Source organism: Pyxidicoccus sp. M15 (assembly GCF_056858435.1).
Window position 1 is genome coordinate 3,339,380 of the sequence record NZ_CM166495.1, and the last position, 24,714, is coordinate 3,364,093.

General features: G+C 70.5%; 3 protein-coding genes (1 of these 3 running past the window's edge). All 3 read right to left on the reverse strand.

Annotation, left to right across the window (positions count from 1 at the left end):
• Nucleotides 1-119: 119 nt before the first annotated feature.
• Tightly spaced (each overlapping or abutting the next), the 3 genes in view from ACX9TP_RS13245 to ACX9TP_RS13255 form a layout consistent with a single transcriptional unit that may run on beyond the window.
• A complete protein-coding gene (locus tag ACX9TP_RS13245; RefSeq protein ID WP_482980078.1) occupies nucleotides 120-2,555 on the reverse strand; it encodes a penicillin acylase family protein in 2,436 nt (811 codons plus the stop codon).
• Complete coding sequence (locus ACX9TP_RS13250; RefSeq protein ID WP_482980079.1) at nucleotides 2,552-3,985, reverse strand: MFS transporter; 1,434 nt, start codon at nucleotides 3,983-3,985, stop codon at nucleotides 2,552-2,554. The genes ACX9TP_RS13245 and ACX9TP_RS13250 overlap by 4 nt, the downstream gene beginning before the upstream one ends.
• Nucleotides 3,982-24,714: the 3' portion of a non-ribosomal peptide synthase/polyketide synthase gene (locus ACX9TP_RS13255; RefSeq protein ID WP_482980080.1), read on the reverse strand. The gene runs 22,296 nt beyond the window's last position; only the last 20,733 of its 43,029 coding nucleotides appear in the window; its start codon lies beyond the right edge, outside the window; the stop codon is at nucleotides 3,982-3,984. The genes ACX9TP_RS13250 and ACX9TP_RS13255 overlap by 4 nt, the downstream gene beginning before the upstream one ends.

Sequence of the window (24,714 nt, forward strand, 5' to 3'; positions counted from 1 at the left end):
GCGCATGCGGCCACGGCACGGCCGTCGCCGGCCGGCGGTCCGCTGCGCGCGCTCAAGAAGAACGACTGCTCGAAGTTGGAGCCGTGGCAACAACGACGCAACGGCTCAGGGCTGCACGCTCATCCCAGGCGCTTCGTGGCGGGCTGGAGTGTCAGCGTGCTCTTCGCCTGGGACTCGACTGCCTCCCGCGTGTACAGCAGCGGATGGCACTCGACCTTCTGGCTCATGTCCATCAGGTCATCCCGGTGCGGGTGGTGTAGGTGCTCAGTCTGCCCGGGTGCGTGAATGGCCACCGACTTCGTCACATCTCCCAGGTCGATGACCACGCGCAGCGCGGTGCCATGGACCACGTCGAAGGGCCGGCTCCAGATGAAGGAGGCGCCGTCCACCGAGTAGGTGTCCCCGCGCGCCGCCAGCGTCCGGGTGTTGAAGGCCTTGCGCAGCGGCTTCGGGCTGCCCGGCCCGCCCAGCACCGCGTGCTGGTACATCACCGTGTGGACGCGGCCCCACGTCCAGCCCTTCAGCTCGGGGCCGAAGCGCTCGGACAGCCACTGCATCGCCGCCGTGAGCGCGCGCCGGAGGATGTCGTCGCGCGTCTCGCGCTCCGGCGTCGTCGGGTCGTCCCACCACGCATCGTCGGGCTTCCCCATCATGTCGACGACGAGGGGCATGTGCATGCTGCCGTGCCGCTCGTAGTCGCTGTCCAGGTAGCGCTCCACCAGCTTCGGCCCCAGCTTGTGGCGCAAGAGGGCGCGCAGCACCTGGATGTACCAGGCGTGGAAGACGGTGGCGCCCACGCGGTCCACCTCGAAGCGCAAGTCCCACGCGGCCAGCTCCGCCAGCGCCTTCGCCTGCGCGTCGTCCGCGGGCTTCATCGACAGCAGGTGCGGGCGCAGCAGCTCGGCGGGAATGGAGTACGTCTCCGCCTGGATGCGGCGCATGTCCTCCACCGTGTGCTTCGTGCCCTCGGCCAGCAGGTCGGTAATCCGCCGGGCGCGGTAGCCCGGGAACCAGTTGCTGGCGATGGCGTACGGGTACTCGTCGGACGTGATCTTGTTGTTGGCCGTGGCGGCGAAGCCCGCGGGAGGGTTGAGGGAGGAGGGCAGGTCTTCGAAGGGGATGAAGCCCTGCCACTCGTACTCGCCCGTCCAGCCCGGCACAGGCACCGTGCCCTGGTGCCCCGGCGCGCGGATGGGGATGCGGCCGGTGGACTGGTAGCCCACGTTGCCGTCCGAGTCCGCATACACGAAGTTCTGCCCCGGGCTCTCCCACAGCTTGCAGGCCGCGCGGAACTCGTCCCAGCTCTTCGCCAGGTTCATGCTCACCAGCGCGTCGATGAGCGGCCGGCACTGCGCGTGGGCCCAGCAGAGCGCCATCGGCTCGGCGTCCCCGAGCGAGCGGCTCAGCGCCCTGTTGAGCAGCGGCCCGTGCCGGGTGCTGCGGATGACCACCGCCGCGTTCGGGCCGCCGCGCACGGGGAACTCCTCGCGGATGACCTCCAGGTCATGCCAGGTGCCCTGGTACTCGTAGCGCTTGGGCGCCTTCGGGTCGTCCAGCTTCTCGATGTAGAAGTCCTGGGTGTCCGGCCCCAGGTTGGACATGCCCCAGGCGGCCTTGCCGTTGTGGCCGATGACCACCAGCGGCACGCCCGGTAGCGAGAAGCCCACGTGGTTGAAGCGGCCGCCGTGCAGGCCGTTCTCGTACCAGGGCGACGGCATGCCCAGGCCCATGTGAATGTCGTTGGCGAGCAGCGGCTTGCCGCTGGCGGTGCGCTTGCCGTGCACCACCCAGTTGTTGCTGCCGGTGACGATGTTCGGGTCGCCGAGCACCGCGTCCGTGGCGTCCAGCCCCTCCATCGTCTTCACGCCACGCAGGTCCTTGTACATCGCCTCCGGGGGGACGATGAGCGGCGTCTGCGGCGCGTGCAGGGGCAACAGCAGCGCGGCGACCTCCTCGCCCGCCTCGGCCACCAGCCGGGCCCGCAGGATTTCCAGCCGGTGGTTGCCGCCCAGCATCATCGCCAGCAGGTTGCCGCGCACCAGCGTGTCCAGCGGCGTCCAGGGGGCCGGTCTGGTCCCCAGCACGGTGAACTCCAGCGGCAGCGGCTCGTTGGCGATGCGCGCATTCACGCCCGCGGCGTACGCGTCCAGGATGACGCGCGACTCCGCCGTCACCTGGGGCAGCGTCTTCTCCGCCATGCGGCGCAGTCCCAGCGTGCGCATGATGTGGTCCATCGGGACGACCTGGGGGCCGAGCACGGAGCCCAGCAGGCCGTTGCCGGTGAGGCGGCCGAACTCGAGCTGCCACATCCGGTCCTGCGCGTGCACGTAGCCCTGGGCGAAGAACAGGTCGTGCTCGTCCTGCGCGTAGATGTGCGGGGTGCCCCAGGTGTCGCGGATGATTTCCACCGGACCGTGCAGCCCGTCCACCTGGAACGTGCCCTGCGCGCGGGGCCAGCGGCGGCGAGCGAGCCAGGGGCCCAGGCCGGGCGTGGCAATGGCCAGCGCGGGGGGCAGCTTGCGAAGCAACTGGAGCCAGCGGTTGAAGGTGCTCATGTCTCGGTGCTCCCGGTCGCGAGGCGCGGTGCGGCTCCGACGTCCGCCGCGATGTCCGCGGGCATGGGTGTGGGCACTGGGGGATTGCGAGGAGGGGTGGGCAGGGCGTCCGGCAGCTCGGACTCCACGTTGCGTGTGCGGGGCGACATCCACAGCACGAGGACGTTCGCCAGCATCAGCAGGCTGAGCATGACGAACATGAGTGCGACGCCGCGGCCCTGGCCGGTGCCAATCACCCGGCCGACGCTGGAGGCGAGCGCACCGTCCTTGGCCATCAGGGGCTCGAAGACGTTGTCCGCCATGACGCCGCCCAGCAGGGTCACCAGCAGCCCCATGCTCTGGAACACCACCCGGCGCAGGGAGGCGACGCGCCCCTGCAGCTCGGGAGGCACCTTCGTCTGCCAGATGAACTGGTTGCAGGCCGAGGTGAGCGGGAACGTGGAGACGAAGATGGCGGCCGACACGGCGATGAGCGGCACGTTGGGCGGCAGGGCCGCCAGCGGGAGGATGAGCGCGGACACGATGGAGAAGCCCACGATGCCGAGGATGCGGCGCTGGGGGCCGCCCCAGATGCTGGTGATGATGCCGCCCGCCAGTCCACCCATGCCGGCAATGGAGGCAATCCACTTCAGGTGGTTGATGTCCGTGAAGGCCAGCACCAGCGGATTGATGAGCAGCAGCACCATGCCGGTGATGAAGCCGCCGGTGGTGATGAAGATCATCAGTCCGAAGAGGCCCCGCCGCTCACGGATGAACTGCCAACCCTCCACCAGGTCCGCCTTCAGGGAGCGCTGACCGGCCTTCTTCGTGGCGTCGCGGGGCGGCATGGGGAAGCGCACGAGGATGAGCGCCCCGATGGCGAAGATGTAGGAGATGGCATCGACGAGGAGGATGCCGCGCAGGCCGATGGCGCCCAGCAGCGCGCTGGCGATGAGCGGGCCGGCAATCTGGGCGATGGCGGCGCTCAACTCCGTCATCCCGCTGGCGCGGCCCAGGTGCTGGCGGGGGACGAGCAGCGGCACGGTGGAGGTCCAGGCCGGGAAGCACATCGTGACGAAGGCCGAGCCAATCAGGAGCGGGCCGTAGAAGTACCAGACCTTGATGGTCCACCACCCCGCGTCCTGGCCAGCGAACAGGCCCCAGATGAGGAAGATGCCCAGCGCCGCGCCCAGGTCGCCCACGAGCATGAGCTTGCGCCGGTCCCACCGGTCCGCGAGCACGCCCGCCAGGGGCGACAGCAGCACCATGGGCAGCGTGCCGAAGAAGCCGACGAGGGCGAAGCCCGTGACAGACCCGGACGTCTCGTAGACGTACGCCCCGAGCGCGAACGTCGTCAGCGACGAGCCCAGCATGGAGAGGAACTGCCCGAACCAGACCGTCACGAAGGTCCGCATCGAGTAGCCCGGTGAAGGAGGGGCTTGGGGTGTCATGAGGCGTCGCGCTCCAGAGAGTCCAGGTGATTGACGAGCCGCTCCGCCACATGGGGGGCGTTGGGTGCGGTTAGCAGGGTGAAGTGGTCGCCCGGCACTTCATACACCGTGAGCGTGCCGCCGAGCCACGCACTCCAGCCCAGGTCCTGAGCGCGAGGCGCCCCGCTCGGGGGTGTGGCGGCCCGGAGGAGGACGGCCGGGCCCATGTAGGCCCCCGCGGGCACGTAGTTTCTCTGGGCGTGGCTGAGCCGCTGATACACACGGAACAGGCGCTCGGCCGCGTCGACGTCCAGGTCGAGCCCGCCCGAGGGAGAGCGCCGGGCCAGCTCCAGCACGTAGGCCAGCGCGCCGCGCACGTCCAGCCGCCGCAGGTGCTCCACGTCCAGGGGCAGCGACTGCCACGGCAGCCCGAGCACCCGGCCGAAGCCGGCCAGCTGCATGAGGGCGTCCGGCTCGGGCCGGGGCTGGGCCTCGGGAGCGTGGCTGTCCAGGAGGGCCAGCAGCTCCACCTGCTCGCCTGCTCCCTGGAGGAGCCGGGCCATCTCGTAGGCGACGAGTCCGCCGAAGGACCAGCCTCCCAGGAGGTAGGGCCCCTGGGGCTGCACGGCGCGGACTTGGGTGAGGTAGTCGCGGGCGAGGGCTTCAACGGAGGCAGGGGGCAGCTCGCCCCCGTCGAGGCCAGAGGCGGACAGGCCGTAGAGAGGCCTGTCACTGCCGAGCAGGCGGACGAGCTCGGTGTAGCCCAGCACGCTGCCACCGCCGCCGTGGACGAGGAAGAGAGGCCTGCCGGTGGCGGTGCCCCCATCCAGACGGGAGAGGTTGGAGGTGGAGCGGGGGGCGTCGTCGCGGTGCTCCAGGCGAAGGGCGAGGCGCTCGACGGTGGAGCCCTGGAAGAGGGCCGAGACAGGGAGTGCGACTCCGGTGCGCTCGCGGAGTCGTGCCATGAGGCGCACGGCGAGGAGGGAGTGGCCGCCGAGGGCGAAGAAGTCGTCGGTGGCGCCGACCTTCTCCAGGTGGAGCACCTCGGCCCAGACGGCGGCGACGGCCTCCTCGGTGGGAGTGCGCGGGGCGACGTAGGCGGCGCTGGTGGCGGAAGCGTCCGGAGCGGGCAGCGCCTTGCGGTCGACCTTGCCGTGGGTGTTGAGGGGCAGCGACGGCAGGAAGACGAAGGCGGAAGGCACCATGTACTCGGGCAGCGAGCGCAGCAGCGAGGAGCGCAGCGCGGCCGTGTCGAGGGGGTTGCCCTCAGGCGTGACGAGGTAGGCGACAAGGCGCGCGTTGCCGGGGATGTCCTCGCGAGCGAGTACCACGGCGCGGCTGATACTGGCCTCCTGCTCCAGGGCGGCTTCGATTTCGCCCAGTTCAATCCGGAAGCCGCGCAGCTTCACCTGGAAGTCGATGCGGCCCAGGTAGTCCAGCTCACCGTCGGCCAGCCAGCGCACCTTGTCGCCGGTGCGGTAGAGGCGGCCGCCGGGTGTGGTGCCGAACGGGTCCGGGATGAACTTCTCGGCGGAGAGCTCGGGCCTGCCATGGTAGCCGCGAGCGACGCCCGCGCCGCCGATGAAGAGCTCGCCGGGGACGCCGGTGGGCACCGGCTGCATGCGCTCGTCGAGGACGTATACCTGCACGTTGGCGAGCGGCCCGCCGAGGGTGGGCCGTGAGGCGCCGCGAATGGAGCGAGCGGTGGTGTCGACGGTGCACTCGGTGGGGCCGTAGACGTTGAAGCAGTGGATGAAGGGGTGGGCCGCCAGCTTCGCCCAGAGGACTTCGTCCACGGCCTCGCCGCCCACCAGCACGCGAAGCGGCCTGGAGGCAGCCAGACCTTCCTCCAGCAGCAGGCGCAGGTGAGAAGGAGAGCAGTCGAGGACGTCGAGCTGGTGCTTCTCCACCCACGCCTTGAGCAGGGCGACGTCCTCGCGAGCAGTCTGGGGCACGACGCAGAGGGCATGGCCGTCGGCCACCTGGATGAGTTGCTTCACCGAGGCGTCGAAGGCGAGAGGCGCGTTGAGGCTGACACGCAGCGCGCCTTCGGCTCCGGCATACACAGCCGAAGCCAGGGCTGAGCGCAGGTTCATCACGGAAGCGTGCTGAACCATGACGCCCTTGGGGCGGCCGGTGGAGCCGGAGGTGTAGATGACGTAGGCGAGGTGCTCGGGCGAGGTGAGGCGAGGCGGGTTGGCCTCGGACTCGCGAGAGAGCTGCTCGCGCACCGCCGAATCGTCGAGGTAGAGGGGCTCCACGCCGGAGCCCTCCATGCGCTCGGACAGGTGACGCTGGGTGAGGGCGAGCCGTGCACCGCAGTCCTGGAGCATGAAGGCCAGGCGCTCGCGGGGGTAGGCGGGGTCCATGGGGACGTAGGCGCCGCCGGCCTTGAGGATGGCGAGGACGGCGACCACCATGTCCACGCCGCGCTCCATGCAGAGCGCGACGCGCACCTCGGGGCCGACACCGCGGAAGCGCAGCCAGCGGGAGAGCTGGTTGGCGCGGCGGTTGACCTGCGCGAAGGACAGCGAAGCGGAGTCATCGAGGACGGCCAGTGAATCCGGCGTGCGTGCCGCCTGCACCTCGAAGCGCTCATGCAGCGCGCCGTCCCAGCCCAGCTCCTGGCGCGTGTCATTCCATCGCGCCAGCACCTGCTGGCGTTCGGAGGCGGGCAGCAGGGGCAGCTCCCCCACGCGCGTCTGCGGCGCGGACACGGCGGCCTGCACCAACGTGGTGAAGTGCTCCACCATGCGGGAGATGGTGTCCTTCTCGAACAGGTCCGTGCGGTAGCTCAGTGCGCCGCCGAGACCGTCGGAGCCCTGGGTCAGCGAGAGCGTCAGGTCGAACTTGGTGGCCTGAGCGCCGGACTCGAAGGACTCCAGGGTCAGCGGAGTGCTGTCCTGCGCGCCACCCTTCACCTCCAGGGTGGCCGTCGGAGCGTTCTGCAGGACGAGCATCACCTGGAAGAGAGGCGAGTGGCTCAGGCTGCGCTGAGGCCGCAGCTCCTCGACGAGCTTCTCGAAGGGCACGTCCTGGTGCTCGTAGGCGCCAAGCGTGGTGGAGCGCACGCGGGCGAGCAGCTCGCGGAAGGTGGCGCGCGGGTCCACCAGGGTGCGCAGCACCAGCGTGTTGACGAAGAAGCCGATGAGGCCCTCCGTTTCCGCGCGGGTGCGGCCGGCGATGGGTGAGCCGACGGAGATGTCGTCCTGGCCGGAGTAGCGGGCCAGCAGCACCTGCCAGAGCGCCAGCAGGGCCATGAAGGGCGTGGTGCCCTCGCGCTGGCACAAGGCCAGGAGCGCGTCGGTGACGGGGGCGGACAGCTGCACGGGCTGCCATGCACCCCGGTGGGACTGGACGGCGGGCCGAGGCTTGTCGGTGGGCAGCTCCAGCACGGGCGCCGCGCCGGAGAGCTGCGCACGCCAGTACCCCAGCTGCTTCTCCAGCGCCTCGCCCCGCAGCCATGCGCGCTGCCACGCTGCGAAGTCCGCGTACTGCACCGGCAGGGCGGGCAGTCGCGCCTCACGGCCGCTGGAGTGCGCCGAGTAGAGCTGGGTCAGCTCGCGCACCAGCACGCCCATGGACCAGCCGTCGGAGACGATGTGGTGCATTGTCCCGATGAGGACGTGGTCCTGCTCACCCAGGCGCAGCAGCAGGGCGCGGAAGACGGGCCCTCGCGCCAGGTCGAAGGGGCGCTGGGCCTCCTGTGCTGTCAGCCTGCGGGCCTCGGCCTCGCACTTCGCGGCGGACAGCGCGCTCAGGTCCACCACGGGCAGCGGGAAATGCGGCACGGGGTGGATGACCTGGACGGGCTCGCCGTCATGGGCGCCGAAGGTGGTGCGGAGCGCCTCGTGGCGCTCGATGAGCGAGAGGAAGGCCTTCTCCATCGCACCCACGTCCAGCGGCCCGCGCATGCGCAGCGCGGTGGGGATGTTGTACGCGGAGCTGCCAGGCTCGAGCTGGTCGATGACCCACAGTCGCTGCTGGGCGAAGGACAGCGGCAGCTCACCGGTGCGCGGCACGGGCAGCAGGGGCGGAGCCTGGACGGTGCGCGAGTGCACCGCCGCATCCACCCGCTGCGCGAGCGCGGAGAGGACGGGGGCCTCGAAGAGGGCACGCAGGGGCAGTTCCACGCCGAAGGTGGAGCGGATGCGGGAGATGACCTGCGTGGCCAGCAGTGAGTGGCCGCCCAGCTCGAAGAACTGCGCCTCCGCGCCTACGCGCTCCAGGCCCAGCACCTGGGCCCACAGGCCCGCGAGCAGCTCCTCGGTGGGCGTGCGCGGGGCGACGTGCTCCGCCGTGGAGGCCGGGGCTTCGGGCACGGGCAGGGCCTTGCGGTCCACCTTGCCGTTGGCCGTCAGCGGCAGCGCCTCCAGCACGACGAAGGCGGAGGGCACCATGTGCTCGGGCAGCCGCTGCTTCGCGGTGGCCCGCAGCGACTCGACGTCGACGGACATGCCCTGGGCGGGCACCACGTACGCGGCCAGTCGCTTGTCGCCGGGGCGGTCCTCGCGCACCAGCACCAGCGCCTGCCGCACGTTGACGTGCGAGGCCAGCACGGCCTCGATTTCACCGAGCTCGATGCGGAAGCCGCGCAGCTTCACCTGGAAGTCGGTGCGGCCGACGTAGTCCAGTGTGCCGTCCGCCCTGGCGCGCACGAGGTCTCCCGTGCGGTAGAGGCGTGCACCGGGCTCGGTGGCGAACGGGTCCGGAATGAACTTCTCGGCCGTCAGCTCGGGCCGATTGAGGTAGCCGCGCGTCACGCCCACGCCGCCGATGCACAGCTCGCCAGCAACGCCCACGGGTACCGGGCGCAGGTGGCGGTCCAGCACGTATTGCCGCGTGTTGGCCAGGCCCCGGCCCAGGGGCGGACGCTGTCCGTTCGGGGCACAGAGGTACAGGTTGGCGATGACGGTGGTTTCGGTAGGGCCATACGCATTGAAGAACTGCCGGCCAGTCGCCCACTTCTCCACCAGCTCGGCCGTGCAGGCCTCGCCGCCGGAGAGAATCGTGCCCAGCGTCTCCAGCCCCTGGGTCGGCAGGATGGCCAGCACGGAGGGCGGCAGCAGCACCTGGTCGATGGCCTGACCGCGCAGCACGTCCATCAGCGGCTGGCCCGGCATCAGGTCCTCGCGCGGCGCCATCACCAGGGTGGCGCCGTGGAACAGGGCCAGCGTCACCTCGTACACGGAGGCGTCGAAGCTGGGGGACGCGAACTGGAGCACGCGCTGTCCAGCACGCAGGCCGGTGACGCGGGCGATGTCCGCCGCTAGGTTGGGCACGCCGCGGTGGCTCACCATGACGCCCTTGGGACGGCCAGTGCTGCCCGAGGTGTAGATGACGTACGCGAGGTTGTCCGTCGTGCCCACTCGCGCCGGTGTTGTGGCTGGGTGGCGCGAGAGAACGGGCGCGAGGGCATCGAGTGCAAGCACGTCACCCGAGAAGGAGGGAAGCGTGTCGCTCAGGTGTGAGTGGGTGAGGAGCACCGACGCGCCGCAGTCCTGGAGCATGAAGTCCAGGCGCTCGCGGGGGTAGGCGGGGTCCATGGGCACGTAGGCGCCGCCGGCCTTGAGCACGCCGAGCAGCCCCACCACCACGTCGAACGAGCGCTCCACGCACAGCGCCACCCGAGTATCGGGGCGCACGCCCCGGGCGCGCAGCTCATGGGCGAGCTGGTTGGCCCGCGCATCCAGCTCGCGGTAGCTCATCGTGCGCTCGCCGAAGCGGAGTGCCGCGGCGTCGGGCGTGCGCTGCACCTGGGCCTCGAACTGCTCGTGGAAGAGTGCGCCGTCCGCGAAGGGGGCTGCCGTGTCGTTCCACTGCTCGACGACCTGCCGGCGCTCGTCCTCGCGCATCAGTGGCAGCTCGGACAGGCGCTGGCGGGGGTTGGCGGCGATGGCCTCCAGCAGGGTGTGCAGGTGGCCCGCCATGCGCGCGACGGTGGGGGCGTCGAACAGGTCGGTGTTGTAGTTCAGCGAGCCATATAGCCCCCGCGGGCCCGGCGTCACCGTCAGCGTCAGCTCGAACTTGGCGACGTGGGTGGGAGCCTCCACGGTGGAGAGCTTCAAGCCCGGCAGGGAGATGGAGGAAGCCGGCAGGTTCTGCAGCGAGAACATGACCTGGAAGAGCGGCGAGCGGCTCAGGTCGCGCTCGTGCTGGAGCACCTCCACCAGCTTCTCGAAGGGCACTTCCTGGTGGGCATAGGCGCCCAGCGTGGCCTCACGCACCCTGCCCAGCAGGGACGCGAAGGTGTCCTCGTCGGAGACGCGGGCGCGCAGGGCGAGCGAGTTGACGAAGAAGCCGATGAGGCCCTCCGTCTCCGTGCGGTTGCGGCCGGCGATGGGCGAGCCGACGACGATGTCGTCCTGCCCCGAGTAGCGGGAGAGCAGCGTCTGCCAGCCGGCGAGCAGCACCATGAAGAGGGTGGCATTGTGCTGGCGGGCGAGCGCCTCCAGCTGCTGCCCCAGCTCCGCGGGAAGCGCGAAGGGGTGCGTCGCGCCGTGGAACGTCTGCACGGGCGGACGGGGCCTGTCGGTGGGCAGCTCCAGTGCCTGCGGGGCGCTGCCGAGCTGCTGCTTCCAGTATCCGAGCTGTGCCTCCAGCACCGCTCCGCTCAGCCAGTTGCGCTGCCACACCGCGTAGTCGGCGTACTGCGTCGGCAGTGGCGCGAGGCGAGGCGTCCGTCCCGAGGCATGGGCCTCGTAGAGGGCGGCCAGTTCGCGCACGAGCACGCTGAGAGACCAGCCGTCGGAGACGATGTGGTGCAGGTTGAGGAGCAGCACGTGCTCATCGGGCGCCAGTTTCAGCAGCGACGCGCGGAAGAGCGGCCCCCTGGAGAGGTCGAACGGGCGGACGCCCTCCTCGGTGGCCAGACGCCGGGCCTCGGATTCGCGTTCGTCGGTGGGCAGTGCGCCCAGGTCGACGACGGGAAGCTGGAAGTCCGAGACGGGGTGGATGACCTGCACGGGCTCGCCATTGCTGGAGGCAAAGGTGGTGCGCAGTGACTCGTGACGCTCGACGAGTGCGCCAAGGCTGCGCTCCAGGGCCGCGAGGTCCAGGGCTCCGGTGAGGCGCACCGGCGAGGGCATGTTGTAGGCGGAGCTGCCGGGCTGGAGCTGGTCGATGAACCACAGGCGCTGCTGAGCGAAGGAGAGCGGCAGCGCGTCGGAGGAGGCTGCACGTCGCACGAGGGCAGGTGCCTGGAGCGAATCACCCGTCTGACGCGTGGACTCGATGCGCTCGGCGAGGGCGGCGACGGTGGGCGCCTCGAAGAGGGCGCGCAGGGGCAGCTCCACGCCGAGCTCGGAGCGGATGCGGGAGATGACCTGCGTGGCGAGCAACGAGTGACCGCCCAGCTCGAAGAAGTTGCCGGTGATGCTCACCTGGGGCACGCGCAGGACGGTCGCGAACACCTCCGCCAGCTTCTCTTCGGTGGGAGTCCGCGGGACGACGAAGGCCTCGGTGGGCGAGGCCTGGACGGCGTCTGGAGGAGGGAGGGCCTTGCGGTCGACCTTGGCGTTGGAGGTGAGGGGCAGGGTGTCCAGGCGCACGAGGGCAGAGGGCACCATGTACTCGGGCAGTTGCTGCTTGAGGGCGGCGCGCAACTCAGCCGTGTCGAGGGACTCGGGCGCGGCGACGTAGCCAACGAGGCGCTTGTCGCCGGGCACGTCCTCTCGCACCAGGGCCAAGGCCTGGGCCACGTCCGGGAAGGCGAGCAGCGCGGCTTCGACTTCGGCCAGCTCGATGCGGTAGCCGCGGACCTTGACCTGCGCGTCCGCACGGCCGAGGAACTCCAGTACGCCATCATTGCGCCGACGAGCGAGGTCGCCCGTGCGGTAGAGGCGAGCACCCGGAACACCCGAGAAGGAGTCTGGGACGAATCGCTCGGCGGTGAGGGCGGGCTGCTCGACGTAGCCTCGGGCCACACCGTCGCCGCCGATGAACAGCTCCCCAACGACGCCGACGGGCACGGGCTGCCCGGCGGCATCCAGCAGGTACACCTGCGTATTACCGATGGGCCGGCCGATGGGCACGGATGAGCCCACGTGCTCCACCGAGGTCATGCGGTGGGTGGAGGCGAAGAGCGTCGTCTCCGTGGGGCCGTAGCAGGCCGTCACCGGGATGCGCAGCTCCTCCAACACGCGGCGGACGTGAGGCGCGCTCACCACGTCACCCCCGGTGAGCAACTGCTTCACGCCGCGAAGGGCGGGGAAGTTGTGGTCCACCACCTGGGTGAAGAGGCCGGCGGTGAGGTGCAGCGTCGTCACTCCGTGCTTCGTGAGGACGGCCTCCAATTCCTTCAAGTCGGAAGGCGAGTGGGGCGGGAAGACGACGAGCCTTGCGCCATGGAGCAGCGGCCCCCACAGCTCCAGGGTGGAGGCATCGAAGGACACAGGCGCGATGAGGAGGAAGGTCTCGTCCGGGCCCAGGTGCGCGTAATCGTTGCCGAAGACGGTGCGCAGCACGGCGGCCTGGGGAGTCCCGACACCCTTGGGGCGACCCGTGGAGCCGGAGGTGAAGTCGATGTACGCGAGACTCTGGGGCAGAGCGGCCATGGGAGGCGCCGAAGTTGCCTGTGCCTCCAGGGACACCTCTCCCAGCACGACGGTGGACAATCCTTCCACTGGCAGCTTCGCCAGCAACTCACGCGAGGTGAGGAGGACGCCGGGACGCGCGTCCTCCACCATGGCGGCGAGGCGCTCACGCGGATAGGACGGGTCCAGCGGGACGTAGGCGCCGCCAGCCTTGAGGATGGCGACGAGAGAGACAATCAGCTCCAGCGAGCGGTCGAGCGCAATGGCCACGCGCGAGTCGGTGGACACACCCAGGTTGCGCAGATGGTGCGCGAGCTGGTTGGCGCGCGCGTCCAGCTGCCGATAGGTGAGCTTGGAGTCACCGAACTCGACGGCGACCTTGTCCGCGTACCTCGCCACCACCTGCGAGAAGACCTCGGGCAGGGTGGAGCCGCGCGGGTACTCGGTGGCGGTGGCGTTCCACTCCACCAGCACCTGCCGGCGCTCCGCCTCGGTGAGCATGGAGCGGGTGGCCAGGGGCGCGTTCGGCCGGGCGACGAGGGCTTCCACCAGCACCTGGAAGTGCTCGGCCATCCGCGCGGCGGTGGCGGGCGCGAACAGGTCGGTGTTGTACCGCAGGGGGCCCTGGAAGCCTTCAGCCGTTTCGGAGAGGCTCAGCTCCAGCTCGAACCGGACCGTGGGGTTGTTCACTTCGTCCAGCGGGCGCAGTGCCAGTGCCGGCTTCCGAGCCTGCTCCGGGCCCTGCATCGAAGCGGCCGTGGGTGCGTTCTGCAGGGCGAAGATGACCTGGAATAGCGGGCTGCGGCTCATGTCGCGAGCGGGCTGGAGTTCTTCCACCAGCCGCTCGAAGGGCACGTCCTGATGGGCGTATGCGCCCAACGCCGTTTCCTTCACCCGGCGCAGCAGGTGCAAGTACGAGGACTGGTCATCCACCCAGGCCCGCATCACCAGCGTGTTGATGAAGAAGCCGATGAGGCCCTCCAGCTCGCCACGCTGGCGGCCCGCGATGGGCGAGCCCACCGCGACGTCCGGCTGGCCGGTGTAGCGCGACAGCAGCACCTGGAACGCGGCGAGCAGTGCCATGAAGGGCGTGAGGCCCTCCTGCTGACACAGCGCCTTGAGCTTCTCCGACGCCGCCCGAGACAAGACCACCGGCACATGCGCACCACGGAAGGTCTGCACGGGAGGACGGGGCTTGTCGGTGGGCAGCTCCAGCGTCGAGAGGCCGGAGAGCTGCTTGCGCCACCAACCGAGCTGCTCGTCGAGCACCGCGCCCTGCAGCCAGTTGCGCTGCCAGACGGCGTAGTCCGCGTACTGGAGCGGCAGTGGCGGCAGCGGTGAGGGCCGGCCCTGCGCGAAGGCGTCGTAGAGGGCCGCCACCTCGCGCACCAGCACGCCCATGGACCAACCGTCCGAGACGATGTGGTGCATGTTCAGCGCGAGCACGTGGTCCGTGGGGCCCAGCTTCAGCAGTTGGGCGCGCAGCAGCGGACCGGCGGAGAGGTTGAAGGGCGTCAGCAGCTCCTCGCGCAGGCGGCGCTCCAGCTCGGCGCGAGCGGCCTGCGGCTCCAGAGTGCTCAGGTCCACCATCTGAAGGGGCAGCTCGCCCACGGAGGAGATGAGCTGGAGGGGCTGTCCCTCCTGCTGGGTGAAGGTGGTGCGCAGGGCCTCATGCCGGTGCACCAGCGCCTCGAAGCCGCGGCGCAGGGCTTCGACGTCGAGCGGCCCGTCCATGCGCACGAAGGTGGGCATGTTGTAGGAGGCGCTGCCGGGCTGGAGCTGGTCGATGAACCACAGGCGCTGCTGTGCGAAGGAGAGCGGCAGCGGCCCGTTACGCAGCACGGGGACGATGGCGGGCGCCTGGGGGCCAGCGGCGGACTGCCGGGCGGACTCGATGCGCAAGGCGAGGGCGGCCACGGTGGGTGCCTCGAAGAGGGCACGCAGCGGTAGCTCCACTTCGAACGTCGAGCGGATGCGCGAGATGACCTGCGTGGCCACCAGCGAGTGTCCGCCCAGCTCGAAGAAGTTGTCGTGGACGCCGATGCGCTGCACGCGGAGCACCTGGGTCCAGAGAGCGGCGAGTTGCTCCTCGGTGATGGTACGAGGCGCGACGAAGGACTCCGCCTTGGAGATCAGCGCCGAGTCGGGAGCGGGCAGGGCCTTGCGGTCGACCTTGGCGTTGGAGGTGAGGGGCAGGATGTCCAGCCGCACGAGGGCGGAGGGCACCATGTACTCGGGCAGCCGCTGCTTGAGCGCGGCGCGCAGGGCAGCGGTGTCGAGGGACTCGGGAGCAGCGACGTAGCCGACGAGGCGCTTGTCGCCGGGCACGTCCTCGCGCACCAGGGCCACGGCCTGACCCACCTCGGGGAAGGCGAGCAGGGCGGCTTCGACTTCGGCCAGTTCGATGCGGTAGCCGCGCACCTTCACCTGCGCGTCGGCGCGGCCGAGGAACTCCAGCACGCCGTCACCCCGCCAGCGGGCCAGGTCGCCCGTGCGATAGAGCCGCGCACCGGGCACACCGGAGAAAGCGTCAGGGATGAAGCGCTCGGCGGTCAGGGAAGGCTGCTCGACGTAGCCCCGGGCCACGCCGTCACCGCCGATGAGCAGCTCACCCACCACGCCGACGGGCACCGGCTGACCGGAGGCGTCCACCAGGTACACGCACGTGTTCCCCATGGGCTTGCCGATGGGGACGGAAGTGCCCACCTGCTCGACGCCCGTCATGCGGTGGGTGGATGCGAAGAGCGTCGTCTCCGTGGGGCCGTAGCAGGCCGTCACCGGGATGCGCAGCTCCTCCAGCACGCGGCGCACGTGCGGCGCGCTCACCACGTCACCGCCCGTCAGCACCTGACGGATGGAGCGCAGGCTGAAGAAGTTGTTGTCCACCACCTGGGTGAAGAGGCCGGCGGTGAGGTGCAGCGTCGTCACGCCGTGCTTCACCAACACCGACTCCAGCTCCTTCAGGTCGGAAGGCGAGTGGGGCGGGAAGACGACGAGGCGGGCACCGTGGAGCAGCGGCCCCCACAGCTCCAGGGTGGACGCATCGAAGGAGACGGGCGCGATGAGGAGGAACGTCTCGTCCGGGCCCAGGTGCGCGTAGTCGTTGCCGAAGACGGTGCGCAGCACGGCGGCCTGGGGAGTCCCGACGCCCTTGGGACGGCCGGTGGAGCCGGAGGTGAAGTCGATGTACGCGAGGCTCTGGGGCAGAGCGGCCATGGGAGGCGCCGAAGTCGGCTGGGCTTCCAGAGACACTTCGCCCAGCACGACGGTGGACAGGCCTTCCACCGGCAGCTTCGCCAGCAACTCACGCGAGGTGAGGAGGACGCCGGGACGCGCGTCCTCCACCATGGCGGCGAGGCGCTCAAGCGGATAGGACGGGTCCAGCGGGACGTAGGCGCCGCCAGCCTTGAGGATGGCGACGAGAGAGACAATCAGCTCCAGCGAGCGGTCGAGCGCAATGGCCACGCGCGAGTCGGTGGATACACCCAGGTCGCGCAGATGGTGCGCGAGCTGGTTGGCGCGCGCGTCCAGCTGCCGATAGGTGAGCTTGGAGTCACCGAACTCGACGGCGACCTTGTCCGCGTACCTCGCCACCACCTGCGAGAAGACCTCGGGCAGGGTGGAGCCGCGCGGGTAGTCGGTGGCGGTGGCGTTCCACTCCACCAGCACCTGCCGGCGCTCCGCCTCGGTGAGCATGGAGAGGGACGCGAGGGGCGCATCGGTCCGGGTGACGAGGGCCTCCACGAGGACGCGGAAGTGCTCCGCCATCCGCTGGGCCGTCGTGCTCTCGAACAGGTCGGTGTTGTAGCCCAGCGAGCCCTGGTAGCCGTCGGAGGTCTCCGACACGTTGAGCTGGAGCTCGAACTTGATGGTGGGATTCTCCACCATCTCCAGCGGGCGCAGCGCCACGGCCATCTTCTGGGCGGGCCCCTGGGGCATGGGCGTGTTCTGCAGGGCGATGAACACCTGGAACAGCGGGCTGCGGCTCATGTCGCGAGTCCGCTGCAGCTCCTCCACCAGCCGCTCGAAGGGCACGTCCTGGTGCGCATAGGCGCCCAGGGCCGCGTCCTTCACCTGCCGCAGCACCTCGCGGAAGGAGCGGCGAGCGTCCAGCTGCGTCCGCATCACCAGCGTGTTGACGAAGAAGCCGATGAGGCCTTCCAGCTCACCCCGGTTGCGCCCGGCGATGGGCGAGCCGACGGAGATGTCCTGCTGACCGGTGTACCGGGACAGCAGCACCTGGAACGCAGCCGTCAGGGCCATGAAGGGCGTGGCGCCCTCCTGCTGGCACAGCGCATTGAGCTTGTCCGAAGCGGCCCGGGACAGTGCCAGGGGCACGTGTGCCCCACGGAAGGTCTGCACGGGAGGACGGGGCTTGTCGGTGGGCAGCTCCAGGGTGGCGGCGCCGGAGAGGTGCTGCTTCCACCAGCCGAGCTGCTCGTCGAGCACCACGCCCTGCAGCCAGTTGCGCTGCCAGACGGAGTAGTCCGCGTACTGGAGCGGCAGCGGAGGCAGCGGCGAGGGCCTGCCTTGCGAGAAGGCGTCGTAGAGGGCTGCCACCTCGCGCACCAGCACGCCCATGGACCAACCGTCCGAGACGATGTGGTGCATGTTCAGCGCGAGCACGTGGTCCGTGGGTCCCAGCTTCAGCAGTTGGGCGCGCAGCAGCGGACCGGTGGAGAGGTTGAAGGGCGTCAGCAGCTCCTCGCGCAGGCGGCGCTCCAGCTTGGCGTGGGCGGCCTGCGGCTCCAGATTGCTCAGGTCCACCATCTGAAGGGGCAGCTCGCCCACGGAGGAGATGAGCTGGAGGGGCTGTCCCTCCTGCTGGGTGAAGGTGGTGCGCAGGGCCTCATGCCGGTGCACCAGCGCCTCGAAGCCGCGGCGCAGGGCTTCGACGTCGAGCGGCCCGTCCATGCGCACGAAGGTGGGCATGTTGTAGGAGGCGCTGCCGGGCTGGAGCTGGTCGATGAACCACAGGCGCTGCTGGGCGAAGGAGAGCGGCAGCGGCCCGGTGCGAGGCACGGGGACGATGGCGGGCGCCTGGGGGCCGGTGGCGGACTGCCGGGCGGACTCGATGCGCGAGGCGAGGGCGGCCACGGTGGGCGCCTCGAAGAGGGCGCGCAGGGGCAGCTCCACGCCGAGCTGGGAGCGGATGCGCGAGATGACCTGCGTGGCCAGCAGCGAGTGGCCGCCCAGCTCGAAGAAGCTGTCGGTGACGCTCACCTGGGGCAGGCGCAGGATGGCGGAGAACAGCTCCGCGAGCTTCTCCTCCATCGGGGTGCGCGGGGCCGTGAAGGGCGCGCTGCCGCGCAGGCTCTCCACATCGGGCGCGGGGAGCAGGTTGCGCGCCAGCTTCCCGCTGGGCGTCAGTGGCAGCACCTCCATCATGACGAAGGCGGAGGGCACCATGTATTCGGGCAGCCGCTGCTGGAGGAAGCCGCGCAGGCTCTCGGCTTCCATCGGGCCCGTGGGGACCACGTAGGCCACCAGCCGCTTGTCGCCCGCGACCTCGCGAACCACGACGGCCGCGTCGCGCACGCCGGACGCCTCGCGCAGGACGGACTCCACCTCGCCCAGCTCCACGCGGTAGCCGCGCAGCTTCACCTGGCCATCCAGGCGGCCGAGGAAGTCCAGGTTGCCGTCCGGCTTCCACCTCGCCGCGTCGCCGGTGCGGTACATCCGCGCTCCCGGCTCGGCGCTGAACGGGTTGGGCACGAAGGCCTTCGCCGTCAGGTCCGGCCTCGCCAGGTAGCCATGCGCCAGGTGCGTGCCCCCGACGAACACCTCACCGGGCACGCCCACCGGGCAGGGCTGCCCGTGGGTATCCAGCACGTAGAGCTGCGTGTCCGCGATGGTCGAGCCGATGCACGGCAGCCGGGGCCATGTGGACGGAGGCCCCTGCAGCCGGTACGCGGAAACGACGTGCGCCTCGGAGGGGCCGTACTGGTTCTCCAGCACGCACCCGGGCAGCTTCTCGAAGAAGGCCACCAGGGCCGGCGTCACCTGGAGCTGCTCGCCCGCCGTCACCACCTCGATGAGCGCGCGCGGCGGCCTGGCCCCGTGCGAGACGGCATCCGCCATGGCCTGGAGCGCGACGAACGGAAGGAACAGTCGTTCCACCGCGTGCCGGTCCATGTACTCGAGCAGCGCGGGGATGTCCTGGCGCAGGCCACCCGTGGGTAGCAGCACCGTGCCGCCCATCCACCAGGTGCTGAACAGCTCCTGGACGGACACGTCGAAGTTGAGCGAGGCGAACTGCAGTGTGACTCCCGCCGGGTGGACGGACTGCGCGTTCTGCCACTCCAGCATGTAGCTGATGGCCCGGTGGGGCATGACGATGCCCTTGGGCCGGCCGGTGCTGCCGGACGTGTAGATGAAGTAGCAGTTGGACTCCGGCGACACGTCGCGGTCTGGCGCGTGCGTCGGCAGGCGAGAGAGCAGCTCGGCCTCGGTGTCCACGCACACGCGAAGCGCGCCCGAGTTGGCGGGCACCGCGGAGAGCAGGTGTGACTGGGTAAGGACGACCGGAGCCTTCGCGTCGTCCAGCATGAAGGCGAGCCGGTCGGCGGGGTAGGTGGGGTCCAGCGGCAGGTACGCCGCGCCGGCCTTGTGAGTGGCCAGGACGGCGACGGCCATGTCCAGGCTCTTGTCCACGCAGATGCCGACCGTGCCTCCGGCGGGTACGCCCAGGTGTACCAGGTGGTGGGCCATCTGGTTGGCCCGCGCATCCAGCTCCGCGTAGGTGAGCGAGTGCGTGCCGTCACTGATGGCGATGGCATGCGGCGTACGCCGGGCCTGGGCCTCCACCGGACGGTGCACCAGCACGGGCGTGTGGGGCCCGCGTGAGGTGTCGTTGAAGTCCAACAGGAGCTGGCGCCGCTCGTCCTCGCCGAGCAGCCGCAGGCGGGAGATGGGCTGGCCCGCATCGGCCACGGCCGACTCCAGCAGCCGCACCAGGTGGCTGCCCATGCGCCGCGCCGTCGCCTCGTCGAAGAGGTCGGAGTTGTACTCGAGCCCTCCGGAAATCTCGCCATCCGAGCTCGCGAGCAGCAGCGCCAGGTCGAACTTGGCCGTGCCGCTGTCCACCTCCAGCGGGCGCACGGTGCCCACGCCGCCTCCACCTTCGCGCGCCTGCTGGCGCGGGGTGTTCTGCAGCGCGAGCATCACCTGGAACAGCGGGGAGCGGCTCAGGTCCCGCTCCAGCTTCAGCTCGTCCACCAGCTTCTCGAAGGGGACGTCCTGGTGCGAGTACGCGCCGAGCGTCGTCTCCTTCACCTGGGCGAGCAGCTCCCGGAAGCGCATCTCGGGCGACAGCCGTCCGCGCAGGGCGAGCGTGTTGACGAAGAAGCCGACGATGCCCTCCAGCTCGGTGCGCTGGCGGTTGGCGATGGGCGAGCCCACCACGATGTCGTCCTGGCCCGAGTAGCGCGACAGCAGCACCTGGAAGGTTGCCAGCAGGGCCATGAAGGGCGTGACGCCCTCGCGCTCGCACAGTTGCTGGAGCGCGGCCGAGAGCGTCTGCCCCAGATTCACGTGGACGACGCCGCCACGGTCCGTCTGCACGGGCGGGCGGGGTCTGTCGGTGGGCAGCTCCAGCGCCTGCGGCACGCCGTGGAGGTTGTTGCGCCACCAGGCCACCTGCCGCTCCAGCGCCTCGTCGCGGAGCCAGCCGCGCTGCCAGGCCGCGTAGTCCGCGTACTGGAGCGGCAGCGGCGGCAGCGGAGACGGCAGGCCGCGCGAGAAGGCCGGGTAGAGCGCCCCCACCTCGCGCATGAGGATGCCGTTGGACCAGCCGTCCGTCACGATGTGATGGACGGTGACGAGCAGCACATGGGACTCGTCCGACAGCCGCACCAGCGTGGCGCGGAGCAGTGGCGCGAGCGTCAGGTCGAAGGGCTTCTGCGCCTCCTCGAACGCCTGGCGCCGGGCAGCATCGTCACGCCGGGCCTCGGGGATGCCGCCAAGGTCCACGAAGGACAGCGTGAGCTCCGCGTCCGGGTGGACCTGCTGGACGGGCTCGCCCTCGTCCTGGGTGTGGAAGGTGGTGCGGAGCGCCTCGTGGCGGCGGACCAGTTCCTGGAGGGTGCGGGTAAGCGCCTCGCGGTGCAGCGGGCCATCAATCCGGGCGGCGAAGGGGATGTTGTAGAAGGCGCTGCCGGGCTGGAGCCTGTCGAGGAACCAGAGGCGCTGCTGAGCGAAGGACAGCGGCAGCGCGTTGGTGCGCGACACGGGCACCAGCGGAGGGAGCTTCTCGCCGGCCTGGAACTGGCGGGCGGACTCCACTCGCGGAGCGAGCGCGGCGATGGTGGGCGCTTCGAAGAGGGCGCGCACGGGCAGCTCCACCTCGAAGGCCCGGCGCATGCGGGAGATGACCTGGGTGGCCAGCAGCGAGTGGCCGCCGAGGGAGAAGAAGTCGTCGGTGACTCCGACCTTCTCCAGGTGAAGCACGTCGGCCCAGATGGCGGCGAGCTGCGTCTCGGTGGGCGTGCGCGGGGCGACGAAGGTGGCGCTGGCTTCCGCCTCGGGAGCGGGCAGGGCCTTGCGGTCGACCTTGCCGTGGGTGTTGAGGGGCAGTGCCTCCAGGAAGACGAAGGCGGAAGGCACCATGTACTCGGGCAGCGAGCGCAGCAGCGAGGAACGCAGCGCGGCCGTGTCGAGGGGGTGGCCTTCAGGCGTGACGAGGTATGCGACGAGGCGCGCGTTGCCAGGGACGTCCTCGCGAGCGAGCACCACGGCGCGGCTGACGGCGGACTCCTGCTCCAGGGCAGCTTCGATTTCGCCCAGCTCGATGCGGAAGCCGCGCAGCTTCACCTGGAAGTCGATGCGGCCCAGGTAGTCCAGCTCACCGTCGGCGAGCCAGCGCACCTTGTCGCCGGTGCGGTAGAGGCGGCCGCCGGGTGTGGTGCCGAACGGGTCCGGGATGAACTTCTCGGCGGAGAGCTCGGGCCTGCCGAGGTAGCCGCGAGCGACGCCTGCGCCGCCGATGAAGAGCTCACCGGGGACGCCAGTGGGCACCGGCTGCATGCGCTCGTCGAGGACGTAGACCTGCACGTTGGCCAGGGGGCCGCCGAGGGTGGGCCGTGAGGCGCCGCGAATGGAGCGAGCGGTGGTGTCGACGGTGCACTCGGTGGGGCCGTAGACGTTGAAGCAGTGGATGAAGGGGTGGGCCGCCAGCTTCGCCCAGAGTGCTTCGTCCACGGCCTCGCCGCCCACCAGCACGCGCAAGGGGCGTGAGGAGGCCAGTCCCTCTTCCAGCAGCAGGCGCAGGTGCGAGGGCGAGCAGTCGAGGACGTCGAGCTGGTGCTTCTCCACCCACGCCTTGAGCAGGGCGACGTCCTCGCGCGCCGCCTGGGGCACGACGCACAGGGCATGGCCATCGGCCACCTGGATGAGTTGCTTCACCGAGGCGTCGAAGGCGAGAGGCGCGTTGAGGCTGACGCGCAGCGCGCCTTCGGCTCCGGCATACACAGCCGAAGCCAGGGCAGCGCGCAGGTTCATCACGGAAGCGTGCTGAACCATGACGCCCTTGGGGCGACCGGTGGAGCCGGAGGTGTAGATGACATAGGCGAGATGCTCGGGAGAGGTGAGGCGAGGCGGGTTGGCCTCGGACTCGCGAGCGAGCTGCTCGCGCACCGCCGCATCATCGAGGTAGAGGGGCTCCACGCCGGAGCCCTCCATGCGCTCGGACAGGTGACGCTGGGTGAGGGTGAGGCGGGCACCGCAGTCCTGGAGCATGAAGGCCAGGCGCTCGCGGGGGTAGGCGGGGTCCATGGGGACGTAGGCGCCGCCAGCCTTGAGGATGGCGAGGACGGCGACCACCATGTCCACGCCGCGCTCCATGCAGAGGGCGACGCGCACCTCGGGCCCCACGCCGCGCTGGCGCAGGACATGCGCCAGCTGGTTGGCGCGGCGGTTGACCTGCGCGAAGGACAGCGAAGCGGAGTCATCGAGGACGGCCAGCGCGTCAGGCGTACGAGCCGCCTGCACTTCGAACCGCTCGTGCAGCGCACCGTCCCATCCCAGCTCCTGGCGCGTGTCATTCCAGCTCGCGATCACCTGCTGACGCTCGGAGGCGGGCAGCAGGGGCAGCTCCCCCACGCGTGAATCCGGCGTGGAGACCGCGGCCTCCAGGAGCGTGCTCAGGTGCTCCACCATCCGGGAGATGGTGGGCCGCTCGAACAGGTCCGTGCGGTAGCTCAGCGTTCCGGCCAGCCCCTCCGGCGTCTGGCTCAGGGACAGCGTCAGGTCGAACTTGGCTGTCTGGATCTCCGAGTTCACCGGGCGCAGCTCCAGCGGAGCCGCGCCGCCCGCGCCGCCCGGCACCTCCAGGGCGGCTGTCGGGGTGTTCTGCAGGACGAGCATCACCTGGAACAGCGGCGAGTGACTCAGGCTGCGCTGGGGCCGCAGCTCCTCGACGAGCTTCTCGAAGGGGACGTCCTGGTGCTCATAGGCCCCCAGGGTGGTGGACCGCACCCTGGCGAGCAGCTCACGGAAGGTGGCACGCGGGTCCACCTGGGTGCGCAGCACCAGCGTGTTGACGAAGAACCCGATGAGGCCTTCGGTCTCCGAGCGGGTGCGGCCCGCGATGGGCGAGCCGACGCTGATGTCGTCCTGTCCCGAGTAGCGCGCGAGCAGCACCTGCCATACGGCGAGCAGCCCCATGAAGGGCGTGACACCCTCGCGCTGGCAGAGCGCCTCCAGGCGCCGCATCAGCGCGGCTGGCACCTGGACCGGCAGGTGGACGCCGCGGATGGACTGCACGGCGGGACGCGGCTTGTCCGTGGGCAGCTCCAGCACGGGGGGCGCACCGGAGAGCTGCTGCCGCCAGTAGCCGAGCTGCTTCTCCAGTGCCTCGCCCCGCAGCCACCCCCGCTGCCACGCGGCGTAGTCCGCGTATTGGATGGGCAGCGGCGGGAGCCTCGGCTCATGCCCGGACGCGAAGGCGCCGTAGAACACGGCCACCTCGCGCATGAGTACACCCATGGACCAGCCGTCGGAAACGATGTGGTGCATCGTCGCCGCGAGCACATGGTCTCCCGCATCCATCCGGAGCAGCAGGGCGCGCAGCAACGGCCCTCGTGCCAGGTCGAACGGGCGCTGCGTCTCCTCGGCGGCCAGCCGCTCCGCCTGTGCCTCACGCTCGCCCGCCGGCACGGTGCTCAGGTCCACCACCGTCAGCGGGAATGTCGACGGCGCGAGGATGCGCTGTGTGGGCTCGTCTTCCTGCGCGGTGAACAGGGTGCGCAGCGATTCATGCCGCGCGACGAGCGCGGTGAAGGACTTCTCCAGCGCGCCCACGTCCAGGCTCCCCCGGAGGCGGATGACGGTGGGCAGGTTGTAGGCCGTGTTGCCGGGCTCGATCTGGTCGATGACCCACAGTCGCTGCTGCGCGAAGGACAGCGGCAGCTCACCGGTGCGCGGCATCGGCGTGAGGGGCGGAACGCCCGGCTTGTGCTCGCTCCGGGCGGTCGCGATGCGCAGGGCGAGCGAGGCCACGGTAGGCGCCTCGAAGTAGGCGCGCAGCGGCAGCTCCACGCCAAAGGCGTTGCGCACGCGGGAGGCCAGCTGCGTGACGAGCAGGGAGTGGCCACCCAGCTCGAAGAAGTTGTCGTGGATGCCCACGCGCTCCTGTCTCAGCAGTCCGGCGAAGAAGCCGGCCAGCACCTCCTCCGTCGGGTCCCTCGGCGCCACCGAGGTGTCCTCGTTCGAGAGGGCCGCCTCCGGTACGGGCAGCGCCTTGCGGTCCACCTTGCCGTTGGGCGTCAGCGGCAGCGAGTCCAGCGGCACGAAGGCGGAGGGCACCATGTACTCGGGCATGGCCTCGCGCAGCGAAGCCCGCAGGCCGGCAACCTCCACCGTGGCGGGGACGACATAGGCCACCAGTCGCTTCTGGCCCGGCACATCCTCGCGAGCCATCACCACCGCGTCGTGGACGCCTGCGTGTGCACGCACAGCGGCCTCGACTTCGCCCGGCTCGATACGGAAGCCGCGCACCTTCACCTGCGAGTCCTGGCGCCCCAGGTACTCCAGCGAGCCGTCGCGCAGCCAACGCACCTGGTCCCCGGTGCGGTACAGGCGCGCTCCCGGCGAGGAGGCGAACGCGTCGGGGACGAAGCGCTCGGCGGTGAGGGCGGGCCTGTCCAGGTAGCCGAGGGCGAGCTGCGCGCCGCCGATGAACAACTCCCCCGGGACTCCCGGCGGCACGGGGCGCAGCTG